Origin of the sequence: Variovorax sp. PAMC28562, assembly GCF_014303735.1 — a bacterium.
Lineage (GTDB): Bacteria > Pseudomonadota > Gammaproteobacteria > Burkholderiales > Burkholderiaceae_C > Variovorax.
The window spans coordinates 4,304,117-4,317,785 of sequence record NZ_CP060296.1 but is presented as its reverse complement, the minus strand read 5'-3'; the positions used below and the strand labels follow the sequence as shown (position 1 = coordinate 4,317,785).

General features: G+C 63.6%; 13 protein-coding genes. All 13 read left to right on the top strand.

Annotated elements, in window-relative coordinates; translation table 11 throughout:
* The first annotated feature begins 56 nt into the window (after positions 1-56).
* The 13 genes from scpB to hflX all read left to right on the top strand — a co-directional run bounded on the left by scpB (position 57) and on the right by hflX (position 13,600).
* Positions 57-767, top strand: a complete 711-nt coding sequence (gene scpB / locus H7F36_RS20225; RefSeq protein WP_187052457.1) for an SMC-Scp complex subunit ScpB — start codon at positions 57-59, stop codon at positions 765-767.
* Positions 764-2,593 carry a pseudouridine synthase gene (locus tag H7F36_RS20220; protein WP_187052456.1) on the top strand — a complete coding sequence of 610 codons (1,830 nt, stop codon included), beginning with the start codon at positions 764-766 and terminating at the stop codon, positions 2,591-2,593. Before scpB ends, H7F36_RS20220 begins: the two co-directional genes overlap by 4 nt.
* A gap of 144 nt (positions 2,594-2,737) precedes the next feature.
* Positions 2,738-3,163 (top strand): nucleoside-diphosphate kinase, encoded by a 426-nt coding sequence (gene ndk / locus H7F36_RS20215; RefSeq protein ID WP_187052455.1) that lies wholly within the window; start codon positions 2,738-2,740, stop codon positions 3,161-3,163.
* A 21-nt stretch (positions 3,164-3,184) separates the two neighbouring features.
* Complete coding sequence (rlmN, locus tag H7F36_RS20210) at positions 3,185-4,411, top strand: 23S rRNA (adenine(2503)-C(2))-methyltransferase RlmN (RefSeq protein WP_261802416.1); 1,227 nt, start codon at positions 3,185-3,187, stop codon at positions 4,409-4,411.
* A gap of 22 nt (positions 4,412-4,433) precedes the next feature.
* Positions 4,434-5,261: a type IV pilus biogenesis/stability protein PilW gene (gene pilW, locus H7F36_RS20205; protein WP_410003050.1), complete on the top strand. Its 828-nt coding sequence runs from the start codon at positions 4,434-4,436 to the stop codon at positions 5,259-5,261.
* Positions 5,254-6,192, top strand: coding sequence for a RodZ domain-containing protein (locus H7F36_RS20200; protein WP_187052453.1), 939 nt, complete (start codon positions 5,254-5,256; stop codon positions 6,190-6,192). Before pilW ends, H7F36_RS20200 begins: the two co-directional genes overlap by 8 nt.
* Positions 6,189-7,460 carry a flavodoxin-dependent (E)-4-hydroxy-3-methylbut-2-enyl-diphosphate synthase gene (gene ispG, locus H7F36_RS20195; protein WP_187052452.1) on the top strand — a complete coding sequence of 424 codons (1,272 nt, stop codon included), beginning with the start codon at positions 6,189-6,191 and terminating at the stop codon, positions 7,458-7,460. The genes H7F36_RS20200 and ispG overlap by 4 nt, the downstream gene beginning before the upstream one ends.
* Before the next feature lie 13 nt (positions 7,461-7,473).
* Entirely contained in the window at positions 7,474-8,772 is a 1,299-nt protein-coding gene (gene hisS / locus H7F36_RS20190; protein WP_187052451.1) for a histidine--tRNA ligase, read from the top strand.
* Positions 8,773-8,778: 6 nt separating this feature from the next.
* Complete coding sequence (locus H7F36_RS20185; protein WP_187052450.1) at positions 8,779-9,468, top strand: YfgM family protein; 690 nt, start codon at positions 8,779-8,781, stop codon at positions 9,466-9,468.
* Positions 9,465-10,607 carry an outer membrane protein assembly factor BamB gene (gene bamB / locus H7F36_RS20180; protein ID WP_187052449.1) on the top strand — a complete coding sequence of 381 codons (1,143 nt, stop codon included), beginning with the start codon at positions 9,465-9,467 and terminating at the stop codon, positions 10,605-10,607. Before H7F36_RS20185 ends, bamB begins: the two co-directional genes overlap by 4 nt.
* A 17-nt stretch (positions 10,608-10,624) precedes the next feature.
* Positions 10,625-11,971 carry a ribosome biogenesis GTPase Der gene (der, locus tag H7F36_RS20175; RefSeq protein WP_187052448.1) on the top strand — a complete coding sequence of 449 codons (1,347 nt, stop codon included), beginning with the start codon at positions 10,625-10,627 and terminating at the stop codon, positions 11,969-11,971.
* A gap of 161 nt (positions 11,972-12,132) precedes the next feature.
* Entirely contained in the window at positions 12,133-12,378 is a 246-nt protein-coding gene (gene hfq / locus H7F36_RS20170; RefSeq protein ID WP_261802415.1) for an RNA chaperone Hfq, read from the top strand.
* A gap of 49 nt (positions 12,379-12,427) precedes the next feature.
* Positions 12,428-13,600, top strand: a complete 1,173-nt coding sequence (gene hflX, locus H7F36_RS20165; RefSeq protein WP_187052446.1) for a GTPase HflX — start codon at positions 12,428-12,430, stop codon at positions 13,598-13,600.
* Positions 13,601-13,669 lie beyond the last annotated feature (69 nt).

Sequence of the window (13,669 nt, the reverse complement as noted above, 5' to 3'; positions counted from 1 at the left end):
TCCATCCCAATGAAACGAAGCGCCCCCAAAGCGCCTTTTCCCGGATAACGCGAACCATGAATACGGCGGATGCCAAGCGCATTCTCGAAACCGCATTGATCTGTTCGGCCCAGCCGCTGCCGGTTCGCGACCTTCGCGTGCTGTTCGGCGACGAACTCGGTGCCGACACCATCAAGACGCTGCTCGTCGAATTGCAGGAAGACTGGGCGCAACGCGGCCTGGAGCTCGTGAGCGTCGGCTCCGGCTGGCGCTTTCAGAGCCGGCCGGAGATGCGCGACCACCTCGACCGGTTGCATCCCGAGAAGCCGCCACGTTACACGCGTGCCGTGCTCGAAACCCTGGCCATCATTGCCTACCGCCAGCCTGTCACGCGCGGCGACATGGAAGACATCCGCGGCGTCACCATCAACTCGCTGATCCTGAAGCAGCTCGAAGACCGCAACTGGGTCGAGGTGATCGGGCATCGCGAAACAGTCGGACGCCCGGCGCTCTTTGCGACCACGCGCCAGTTTCTCGACGACCTCGGGCTCGAGTCGCTCGATCAGTTGCCGGTGATCGGCTCGCCGATGCAGCAAGGCTCTTTGGTCGATGCGCTGGAGCAACTCGGCGAGTCCGACCAGGCCTCGTTGCCGATGGACGACCCGGCTGCAGAAGTCGCAGTTGAAGTTGCCGTCGAAGCCGAAGCACACGTCTCAACCATCCCCCCCGTCGATGCCGCAGCCGAGCCTGTCGACACCACCGCTGCCCCTTCCGGAACTGCACCATGAGCCCCTCCGACTCCGACGACGCGGCAATGCTGCCGGCCGGTCCTGCCGCTGAAGACGAAGTGGGCGCGAAGCCCGCTGTGCTTGCTGACATTGATCAGGCCGATCCACCGCCGAAGAAACGCCGTCCGCGTCGGCCGAAGGCAGTGGAGTCGGCGGAGCCGATCGCAGACGAGACCCCGGCCAAAATCGGGCCGTCACAGTCGGACGCCTTGCCGCCTGTTGCGGACATGGCCTCGGACACCGCAGCGCCGCCCGCAATCGTGGCCGCTGTAACCGCCGGGCCAACCGTCGGCCAGCCCGAGCCCCCCGCGCGCAACGAGGACTTCGATCAGGACGACGACGAAGAAGAAGACGAGGACGACGATGAAGACGACGACCTCGATCGCGCCCGCAAGGCTGCTGACCGGGAGCAGCGCAATGCACCGCCGCCGCAGCCGATCCGCTTTGCCGACGTCGTCTCAGGCCAGTTCGACGCCGACGAAGACAGCCCCGAGGTGCCGGCGCTCAAGCGCGTGCTGCTGCCCGAAGCAGACTCCCCCAAGCTGCACAAGGTGTTGGCCCAGGCTGGCCTCGGTTCGCGTCTTGAGATGGAAGCGCTGATCCTGCAGGGTCGGATCTCTGTCAACGCCGAGCCCGCGCATATCGGCCAGCGTATTCAGCACGGCGATCAGGTCAAGATCAACGGCAAGCCGATTCGTTATCGCATCGCGCCACCGCCCGCGCGCGTCATCGCGTATCACAAGCCGATCGGTGAAGTGGTGACGCACGACGATCCCCAAAACCGTCCGACGGTGTTCCGCAAGCTGCCGCGTCTGCAACAAGGCAAGTGGCAGTCGGTCGGGCGGCTCGATCTGAATACCGAAGGTTTGTTGCTTTTCACGAGCTCTGGCGAGCTGGCGAATCAGCTGATGCATCCGCGCTTTGGCCTGGAGCGTGAGTACGCGGTGCGCGTGCTCGGTGCGATCAACAAGGAAGAGCGCCAGAAGCTGCTCGAAGGCGTGCGGTTGGACGACGGCATGGCGCAGTTCGGCAGCATCGAAGACGGCGGCGGCGAAGGCTCCAACCTTTGGTACCGCGTCACGATTTCAGAAGGCCGCAACCGGGAAGTGCGTCGCCTGTTCGAATCTGTCGGCCACGCGGTCAGCCGATTGATCCGCATTCGTTACGGCGCCATGCTGCTGCCGCGCGGCCTGAAGCGCGGCGCGTGGATGGAGCTCGACGAGAAAGATATCCGCTCGCTGTTCGACGCCGCAGGCGGGGGTGCCGGCGGTGCCGAGCGCGCGCCACGACCCGGCTTCGGGCAAGGACAAGGTCAAGGTCAAGGTCAAGGCCCGCGAGGCCAGGGGCCTGAAGGTGGCGGTCGCAACAGCCGGAACAAGAACGCTCGCGGCAACCGAAATGATCGCAACGCCGGTGGTCCGCGCGACGACTCGCGTGGAGGCCCCATCCCTAGTCCGCTCGGCGACGGGCAAGCGCCGCGCGGCGACCGCGGACGCGGCGCAAATCGAGGTGGTGGCGGAGGCGGTGGTGGCGGAAATGGCGGGCCGTCCGGCGGTCCTCGCCGTGGTGGCCAGGGCGGCGGCGGTGGAAACAACCGCGGCGACAGTCAGCCCGGCTTCAAGGGCGAAGACCGTCCACCAAGCGGTGCCAATCAGCCCGATCCGATGAAGACGTCGGTCGGCTACATCGGCGCCGACAGCTTTTCAAGGCAGCGCAAGGAGCAACGCCAGGCGCCGCGGCGCGGCGGTGGATCGGGTGGCGGCTACGGTGGTGGCGGTGGTGGCGGCAATGCAGGCGGCGGCGGGGGTCGCCGTCGCGGTCGCTGAAAGCACCGCCGCCCCGCGGTTTTTCATGGATCGGTCATGGGTCGTTCGGCCCGGCCGGTTAAAATCAGAGGCTTTGTCAAGGCGGCAACCGATTGGGTGCGGCGCTGACGAATCGTCTCAAAATCAAGCAGGAAGCATCTCAAAATGGCCATCGAACGCACTCTCTCCATCATCAAGCCCGACGCCGTCGCCAAGAACGTCATCGGCAAGATCGTTTCTCGATTCGAAGCCGCCGGCCTCAAGGTCGTCGCTGCCAAGCTCGTGCATCTGTCGCGCAATGAAGCCGAGCAGTTCTATGCCGTGCACAGCGCACGCCCGTTCTTCAAGGACTTGGTCGAATTCATGATTTCCGGCCCGGTGTTCGTGCAAGCGCTCGAAGGCGAAGACGCCATTGCCAAGAACCGCGACCTGATGGGCGCGACCGATCCCAAGAAGGCAGCTGCTGGCACCATCCGCGCCGACTTCGCCGACAGCATCGATGCCAATGCAGTGCACGGCTCCGACGCACCTGAAACCGCTAAGAACGAAATCGCTTTCTTCTTCGCCGGCCTCAACGTCTACGCACGTTGAGGTGCCTGCCCGACTGACGCAATGACGACCGCCAACCTTCTCGAGTTCGATCTGGAGGGGTTGGCCGCGTTCTGCGAGCGGCTGGGTGAAAAACGTTTCCGCGCGACCCAGCTTTTCCGCTGGATCCATCAGCGCGGCGCCAGCGACTTTTCGCAGATGACCGATCTCGCGAAGTCGCTGCGCGAAAAGCTGGCGACCACCGCGCGCATCGAAGCGCTCCCGGTCACCACGCAGCACGAGTCCGCTGACGGCACCATCAAGTGGCTGTTCGACGTGGGCGACGGCAATGCGGTCGAGGCGGTGTTCATTCCCGAAGACGATCGCGGCACTTTGTGCGTGTCTTCCCAGGCGGGGTGCGCCGTCGGCTGCCGCTTTTGTTCGACCGGCCACCAAGGCTTCAGCCGCAATCTGACGACCGGCGAAATCGTTGCGCAGCTTTGGTTTGCCGAGCATTTTTTGCGCAAACATTTGAAGCGCGATCCGGGCCAGGAAGGCCGTGTCATCTCGAACGTCGTGATGATGGGCATGGGCGAGCCGCTGCAGAACTACACCGCGCTGGTTCCGGCCCTGCGCACGATGCTTGACGACAACGCCTACGGCTTGTCTCGTCGCCGTGTCACCGTCTCAACCTCTGGCGTGGTGCCGATGATCGACCGGCTCGGTACCGACTGTCCGGTCGCGCTTGCGGTGTCGCTTCATGCGCCGACCGACGCACTGCGCGACGACCTGGTGCCGCTGAATCGCAAGTACCCGATCGTCGAATTGCTCGAAGCATGCAAGCGCTATCTGGCGCACGCGCCGCGCGACTTCATCACCTTCGAGTACTGCATGCTCGACGGCGTCAACGACCAACCCGAGCATGCCGAGCAACTGGTCGCGCTGGTTCGCCAGCACGGCATTTCGTGCAAGTTCAATTTGATTCCTTTCAACCCGTTTCCCGCGTCTGGTTTGCTGCGGTCGCCGCAGGCCCGAGTGCTGGCTTTTGCGAAGACGCTGAGTGCAGCCGGGCTGGTGACGACCATCCGCAAGACGCGCGGTGACGACATCGACGCGGCATGCGGACAGCTGGCCGGCGATGTCAAAGACCGCACGCGGGCTGTCGAGCGCATGGCCGAACGGCGTGCGAGTGGTGCCGCTTCCACCTCGGGCCGAACCATCGTTTTGCACCCGGTCCGCGAGGCGCGGCCCAGTTCGAACACCGCGAAGATGTCGACGACTTCGAACACACCGAACATTCAGGAGCACTGAAGCGATGAACATGGCTTTTTCGATGACGCGTTCGTCCGCGCAACCGCTGTTGGCGCGCTTCCTTCTTTGCCTGGTCACCGGCATCGCGCTGGCCGGATGCGCCGCCAAGGGCACGGGCCCGGTTGCGAGCACGGCCGGCAATGGCGCGCAGTTGCTGACCGACTCCGACGAAGGCAATGGCCGCAAGCGAGCCCGCTTGCGGCTTGAACTCGCCATCGGCTACTTCGAAGCCGGGCAGACCACGGTGGCGCTCGACGAAATCAAGCAGTCCCTGACGGCCGACCCCACCTACGCGGAGGCCTACAACTTGCGAGGCCTTGTCTACATGCGGCTCGACGATGCCGGCCTGGCCGAAGACAGCTTCCGCCGCGCCATCGCACTCAATCCGCGCGAACCGAACACGCTGCACAACTACGGCTGGCTGCTGTGTCAGCAAGGCCGCAACGGCGATGCCATGCAGCAGTTTGGGCAGGCTCTGGCAATTCCGGGCTACCCAGATCGTGCCAAGACGCTCATGACGCAGGGCGTGTGCCAGATCAAGGCAGGCGACCGTGCCGATGCCGAGCGCAGCCTCACGCAGGCTTATGAAATCGATCCCGGCAACCCGGTGATCGGCTTCAATCTGGCCACCTTGCTGTTCCAGCGCGACGACATGACACGCGCCCAGTTCTACATCCGGCGCGTCAACAACAGCCCGTCCGCCAATGCCGAATCACTCTGGCTCGGCATCAAGATCGAACGCCGCCTGAATAATCGCGAAGCACTGGCCCAACTCGCCAGCCAGTTGCAGCGCCGCTTCTCTCAGTCGCGGGAGGCCATTGCGTACGAACGCGGAAATTTCAATGATTGAACGCGCCAGTGAGTTCGGCGCTTCACAAGGGGCGCCGCTGGTGGTCGGCGACAGCACGAACATGAGCGCTGGCGACATGCTGCGCGAGGCGCGCGAAGCCCATGGCCTGCACATCGAAGTCGTGGCTGCGGCGCTGAAGGTGCCAGCGCAAAAGCTGCAGGCCCTCGAAGACGATGACATCGACTCCTTGCCCGATCCGGCTTTCGCTCGCGCACTTGCCGCCAGCGTAGCGCGAGCGCTCAAGATCGATCCGGTCAAGGTGCTGGCGAAGATGCCCGGCTCGCCTCGCGCCGCGCTCGCCGACGCCGACCGCACCATCAGCAGTAGCTTCCGATCCGGTGCGCCGCGCTCGGGACGAGGCTCGAATTTGTTGCCTTCACGCGCGTTGCTTGCAGTCGTCGCGCTCTTGCTCATCGGTGCCGCTGCGTTGTTCTGGCTTCCCCAGTCCGCATTCGACCAGGTGAGCTCGGCCTTCGCGCGCATCACGTCGCGCAGTACGGCCGAAACTCCCGCCGAGACCGAATCGGCTCCCGTCTCCGCAAGCGCACCCGGCACCGTGGTCGAGCCCGCCATGCCGGCGGCGGTGCAGCCCGCGACGGCTGCGACCACCGTCCCCGTCGGGTCCCCGGGAGCGCAAGTCGGTGCTGCCGGCAGTGCTACCGTGACGACTGCAGCCGTCGCTGCAGGCAGCGACATCCTGGTTTTCGTCGCCCGCGCGGACTCCTGGGTGACCGTGACTGAAGGCGACGGCAAGCAGTTGCTTCGCCGCACCGTGCAGACCGGCGAGACTGTTTCGGTCACCGGCGGTCTGCCGCTGACCGTCGTCGTCGGCCGCGCGTCCGGCATCGATGTGAAGGTGCGTGGCAAGGCTTTCGATTTGGGGCCTGTGACCAAGGGCGGCGGCGTTGCACGCTTCGAGGTGAAATCATGAACGATTCCTTTCCTATCGAGTCAGCGGCGCCCAAGGCACGGCGTTCGCGTCAGGCGAATGTGGTTTGGGGTGCGCGCACGGTCACGGTCGGTGGCGACGCACCGGTGCGCGTGCAGTCAATGACCAACACCGACACGGTCGATGCCATCGGTACCGCGATCCAAGTCAAGGAACTCGCTATCGCAGGCTCCGAGATGGTCCGCATCACGGTCAACACGCCCGAGGCGGCGGCCCAGGTTCCGTATATCCGCGAGCAGCTCGACCGCATGGGCATCGACGTGCCGTTGATCGGAGACTTCCACTACAACGGGCACCGTCTACTCACTGACTATCCGGCCTGCGCCGAGGCACTCAGCAAGTACCGCATCAATCCCGGTAACGTGGGCAAGGGCGACAAGCACGATCGGCAGTTCGGCCAGATGATCGATGCCGCGATGCGCTGGAACAAGCCAGTGCGCATCGGCGTGAACTGGGGCAGTCTCGACCAGGAACTGCTGTCGGGCTTGATGGACATCAACAGCCAGCGCGGCACACCCTGGGATGCCAAACAGGTCATGTACGAGGCGCTCATCACCTCGGCCATCGACTCCGCCAAGCTCGCTGAATCGATGGGCATGGACGGCAATCAGGTCATCCTGAGTTGCAAGGTCAGCGGTGTGCAAGATTTGATATCGGTCTACCGCGAACTGGCAAAGCGTTGCGACTACCCGCTGCATCTGGGCCTGACCGAAGCCGGCATGGGTACCAAGGGCACTGTGGCTTCGGCGACGGCCCTGTCGATCCTGCTGCAAGAGGGCATCGGCGACACCATCCGCGTTTCGCTCACGCCGCAGCCCGGTGAAGCACGCACACAAGAAGTCGTGATCGCCAACGAGATTCTGCAGGCGCTGGGCCTGCGCATGTTCGTGCCGAGCGTGACCGCGTGTCCCGGTTGCGGCCGCACCACCAGCACCACGTTCCAGGAGCTCGCCAAGCAAATCGACGACTACCTTCGCGCACAGATGCCGGTGTGGCGCACCAAGTACCCGGGCGTCGAAAACATGAAGGTGGCGGTGATGGGCTGCATCGTCAATGGGCCCGGCGAAAGCAAGCATGCGGACATCGGCATCAGCTTGCCGGGCAACGGCGAGGCACCTGCCGCACCCGTTTTTATCGACGGCGAAAAGGCACTCACACTGCGCGGCGACAACATCGCCAACGAGTTTCACCAGCTCGTCGAAAACTACATTGAAAAGCGCTTTGGTGGCGAGCACGCCGTCGTCGCCTGACCTTCCGGAATCCATGGCCGATAAATTGAATGCCGTCAAAGGCATGAACGACATATTGCCGCCCGAATCGGCGCGATGGGAGGCGCTCGAGCAGACGGTGCGCGAACTTATGGGGCGCTATGCCTATCGCAATATCCGCACGCCGATCGTCGAGCCCACGGCGCTCTTCGTGCGCGGCACCGGGCAAACCACCGACATCGTCGAGAAGGAGATGTATTCCTTCGAAGACCGGCTCAACGGCGAGCAGCTCACGCTGCGCCCCGAGAACACGCCCGGTGTCGCGCGTGCGGCCATCGAGCACAACCTGACCTATGACGGCGGCAAGCGGCTCTGGTACACCGGCCCGATGTTCCGGCACGAGCGACCGCAGCGCGGGCGCTACCGCCAGTTCTACCAACTCGGCGCGGAGGCACTGGGCTTCTCGGGCCCGGAGGTCGATGCCGAGCTGATGCTGCTGGCGCACCAGCTGTTCCAGACGCTCGGGCTGCGCAACATCCGTGTCGAACTCAATAGCCTGGGTGTGCCGGTGGAACGTCAGGCGCATCGCGCGGCGCTCATCACCCACTTTCAGCAGAACGCCGACATGCTCGACGCCGACGCGCAGCGTCGCCTCGAGACCAATCCGCTGCGCATCCTGGACACCAAGAACCCGGCGATGCAGCCGCTGGTCGAGGCCGCGCCGCGCCTGCTGGACTATCTGGGCGACGCGTCGCGCCGCCATCTCGAAACCGTGCAGTCCCTGTTGACCGCTTGCGGCGTCGAATGGACCATTAACCCCCGCTTGGTGCGCGGGCTGGATTACTACAGTCACACGGTGTTCGAGTTCATCACCACCGAACTTGGCGCGCAGGGAACCCTGTGCGGCGGCGGTCGCTACGACGGCCTGTTCGAAGTGCTCGGTGGCAAGCCGACGCCCGCCGTGGGATGGGGCATGGGGCTTGAACGCGTGCTTGAGCTGCTGAAGGAGCAGGCCGGTGCGACCGCTTTGCCAGTGCCAGACGCTTATGCGGTGATCCCGGATGCGGCAGCGCTCGCGCAAGCCATGCCGGTGCTGCAGCAACTGCGCGCGGCCGGCGTTGCCGTGCAGATGCATGCCGGCACGGCCGACGGCTTCGGCAGCTTCAAGTCGCAGTTCAAGAAGGCCGATGCCAGCGGCGCTTCGCACGCGCTGATCTTCGGTGCCGACGAGCTGACCCGCGGCGAAGTCATGGTCAAAGCACTACGAGATGGCAGCGGTGCCCAGACCGCACGACCGCTCGCCGAGGTGGCCATCTGGGCCGCCACCCTACAATCTCGGGCTCTCTACATCTGACAGCGCATGGCAACTCCACTCGATCTCGAAGAACAGGAACAGCTCGACCAGCTCAAGCATTTCTGGACCACCTACGGCAGCCTCATCACCTGGGTCGTGCTGATTGCGGCTGGCGCATTCATGGCCTGGAACGGCTGGCAGTACTTGCAGCGCACTAAAGCTGCTCAGGCCGCTGCTCTCTATGACGAGCTGGAGCGTGGCGCACAGGCCGGCGACACGGCGCGCATCGAGCGCGCGCTGACGGACATGAAAGAGAAATTCGCAGGCACCGCCTATGCCCAGCAAGCGGGGCTGCTCGCGGCCAAGACGCTGCATGAAAAGGGCAACGGCGAGGCGTCGCGTGCCGCGCTCGCATGGGTCGCCGACAAGGCCGTCGACCCTGGTTACCAAGCCATCGCCAAGCTGCGGCTGTCGGCCGAGCTGCTCGACAGCAAGGCATACGACGACGCGTTGAAACAGCTCTCGGGCAGCATGCCGAAAGAATTCGAACCCCTGGTGGCCGATCGCAGGGGCGACATCTACCTGGCTCAGGGCAAACGCGAAGAAGCGAAGACCGAATACCGCAAGGCATGGGCCGGGTTCGAGGGTCGTGGTGACTATCGCCGCTTGATCGAAATCAAACTGAATGCCGTCGGTGTCGATCCGAAGACCTTGGCGCCAACCATCACTGTTACCCCAGCCAAAACCACATCATGAATTTGAAGCGCCTCGTGCCCCTGAAGCACGCTCTGCGAGCAGGTGCGGCGATCGTCTCGATCGCCGTGCTCGCTGCCTGCTCCGGCACTGACAAGCCGAAGCCGGCCGAACTCCCGGCCAACGTCGCCGTGCTCGGCGTGCGCCAGGCCTGGACCGCCAAACTGCCGGCAGTGACCTTCCCGCTGCAGACCGATGTCAGCGGCGACATGCTGGTCGTGGCCAGTGCCGATGGCACTGTCGTCATGCTCGACTCGCGTTCCGGCAAGGAAGCCTGGCGTGGCAATGCCGGTGCACCTCTCACGGCCGGTGTCGGCAGCGACGGCACTATCGTCGCGGTCGTCACTCGGAACAACGAACTCGTTGCGCTCGAAAACGGCAAGGTGCTCTGGAAGCAGCGCATCAGTGCCGAGTCATACACGGCACCGCTGGTCGCGGGACGTAGGGTGTTCGTGCAAGCCGCTGATCGCACCACCAGCGCCTGGGATGGGCAAACCGGTCGCCGTCTCTGGTCGCAGCAGCGCACCGCAGAAAACCTCGTGCTGAAGAAGCCCGGCGTGCTGGTCGCTGTCGGCGACACCCTGGTGACCGGCGTGGGTGGGCGACTCGTCGGCCTCAATCCGAACAATGGTTCGTCGCGCTGGGAATCGCCGATCGCGGCGCCGCGCGGCACCAACGACGTGGAGCGCCTGGTCGACCTGACCGGCACGGTGAGCCGGGTTGGCGACACCGTTTGCGCGCGTGCTTACTACGCCAGCGTGGGCTGCGTCGATTCGCAGCGCGGCACGCTCATCTGGAGCAAGCCAGCGTCCGGCGCCGAAGGCCTCAGCGGTGACGACCGCTTCGTCTACGGCACCGAATCGAACGGTAGCGTGATGGCCTGGCGTCGTGCCGATGGCGAGCGCGGATGGGTCAGCGAGCGTCTGAAGTACCGCGATCTGACAGCACCCCTCTCGGTCGGCCGCTCGGTCGTCGTCGGCGACAGCACGGGCCTGGTTCATTTCCTGTCGCGCGAAGACGGCTCGCCGCTCAACCGCGTGACCACCGATGGTTCGGCCATCGCTGCCACGCCGGTCCTTGCCGGCAACACGGTCGTCGTCGTTACCCGCAATGGCGGCGTGTACGGCTACCGGCCTGAATAAGTTTTGAAAGCCCGGCTGTGAAACCCGTCATTGCTCTGGTCGGGCGTCCCAACGTCGGAAAATCGACCCTTTTCAACCGCCTGACGCAAACGCGCGACGCCATCGTCGCGGACTATGCCGGGCTGACCCGCGACCGCCACTACGGCAACGGCCGCCAGGGCAAGCACGAGTTCATCGTGATCGATACCGGCGGCTTCGAACCCGACGCGGGCAGCGGCATCTTCAAGGAGATGGCCAAGCAGACACGGCAGGCCGTCGCGGAAGCCGATGTCGTCGTGTTCGTGGTCGACGCGCGCGAAGGCATCTCGGCGCAGGACCATGACATCGCGAAAGAACTGCGGCGCCTGGGCAAGCCGACGGTGCTGGTGGCCAACAAAGCCGAAGGCATGCAGGACGGCACCAAGCTGGTCGACTTTTACGAGCTGGGCCTGGGCGATGTGCATGGTATTTCGGCCGCGCACGGTCAGGGCATTCGCGATCTGGTCGAGCTGGCACTCGAGCCGCTGAATCTGGTCGACCCTGAGGAAGACGCTGACGAAGACGACCCGAACAAGCCCATCAAGCTGGCCGTGGCGGGGCGTCCCAATGTCGGCAAATCGACCCTGATCAACACCTGGCTCGGCGAAGAGCGTCTGGTCGCTTTCGATTTGCCCGGCACGACGCGCGACGCGATCACCGTGCCCTTCGAGCGCAACGGCCAGAAGTTCGAGCTGATCGATACGGCCGGCCTGCGTCGCAAGGGCAAGGTCTTCGAGGCCATCGAGAAGTTCTCGGTCGTGAAGACCTTGCAGGCTATCGAATCGGCCAACGTCGTGCTGCTGCTGCTCGACGCATCACAGGGCGTGACCGACCAGGACGCGCATATTGCCGGCTACATTCTGGAGAGCGGTCGTGCGGTGGTCATCGCCATCAACAAATGGGAATCGATCGACAGCTATCAGCGAGAACAGATTCAGCGGCAGATCGAAACGCGGTTGCCGTTTTTGAAGTTCGCGGCGCTGCACTTCATCTCCGCGATCAAGCGTCAAGGCCTGGGCCCGGTCTGGCAGTCGATTGCGCAGGCGCATAAATCGGCAACCCGGAAGATGTCGACACCCGTGCTGACACGCTTGCTGCTCGAAGCGGTGCAGTTCCAGTCGCCCCAACGTGCCGGAATGTTCCGCCCGAAGATGCGTTACGCGCACCAGGGCGGAATGAATCCACCGGTGATCGTGATTCACGGGAATTCGCTCGAACACGTGACCGAAGCGTACAAGCGCTTTCTCGAAGGACGCATTCGAAAAGAATTCGATTTGGTCGGGACACCGATGCGCATCGAGTTCAAAACGTCGACAAACCCATTTGCCGACAAAGATCGCAAGTAACGGATTGCATGCCAAAGAGCGCGGATGACTCGCTACAGCGCCTCAAGTTCCGGATTTTGAGTGCCGTTATTTTCAGAGGGTTTTGGATGCCAATGCTGCAGCGCAGAAACCCTGTGTTAAGGTGAGATTTCCAACAACAACTCTTGAACACGGAGAATATCGTGAGCAATAAAGGGCAGCTTCTTCAAGACCCCTTTCTGAACACCCTGCGTCGCGAGCACGTGCCGGTTTCGATCTATCTGGTCAACGGCATCAAGCTGCAGGGCCAGATCGAATCGTTCGACCAGTACGTCGTTTTGCTGCGCAATACGGTGACACAGATGGTCTACAAGCACGCTATTTCCACCATCGTGCCGGGTCGCGCCGTCAATTTCTCGGCTGCCGAGAACGACGACGTTGCCGCTTGAACGGCGCGGCGGGTTCGCCTGCCGCGCCTTTCTCCATATTTGACTCCGCTTGTCTGATCTGATTTCCCGCCAGGAAGGCGCCGCTGTTCTCGTCGGCGTGGACTTCGGGTTGCCGCATTTCGACGCAGAGCTTGAAGAACTTGGCCTTCTCGCGCAAACGGCCGGATTGACCCCGATTGCACGTGTGGTGTGCAAGCGCAAAGCCCCCGACGCCGCATTGTTCATCGGCAGCGGCAAAGCCGAAGAGATCAAAGAACTGGCCGAGATGCATCGCGCCAGTGAAGTCATCTTCGACCAGAGCCTGAGTCCGGCGCAGCAGCGCAATCTGGAGCGAACGCTCGACATGGCGGTGTATGACCGCACCTTTCTGATCCTTGAAATCTTCGCTCAACGCGCCCGCTCGCACGAAGGCAAGTTGCAGGTCGAGCTTGCGCGCCTCCAATACCTGAGCACGCGACTGGTTCGTCGCTGGTCTCACTTGGAGCGCCAGACCGGCGGTGCCGGTGTCCGTGGTGGCCCCGGTGAAAAGCAGATCGAGCTCGACCGTCGCATGATCAGCGAGTCGATCAAGCGCACGCGCGAACGCCTGGCCAAGGTGCAAAAGCAACGCGGAACCCAGCGCCGTCAGCGCGAGCGCCGCGAAATTTTCAATATCTCGCTGGTCGGCTATACCAATGCTGGCAAGTCGTCGCTGTTCAACGCGCTGGTCAAGGCGCGTGCCTATGCGGCAGACCAGCTCTTCGCCACGCTCGACACGACAACTCGGTCACTCTACTTGGGCGACGCGCGTCACCAGGTTTCCATCTCCGACACCGTCGGCTTCATCCGCGATCTGCCGCACGGGCTGGTCGATGCCTTCAAGGCGACGCTGCAGGAGGCCATCGATGCCGATCTGCTTTTGCATGTCGTCGACGCGTCGAATCCCCATTACCCCGAGCAAATGGCCGAGGTCCAAACGGTGCTGAAAGAGATCGGTGCCGACAGCGTTCCGCAATTGGTTGTGTTCAACAAGATCGACGCCCTTGAAACTGGACGACAACCGCTGCATCTGATTGACGAGATGGAAATAGAGGGAGTACGGATTCCCAGGATTTTCCTGAGCGCGCATACGGGTGAAGGTCTGCCGGCATTGCGAGCCGAGTTGGCGCTGCGCTCCGGTTCGGTTTCCGATGCGGCCATGACCTTAGCGTCCGACGCTGAATTGCACGATGCTGCAAACTGATTGGGCACAATCCCGTCACCGACGAGAGAACAGAAGCGAATGAATGCAAAGCCAGTGTGGAGCCGGTTT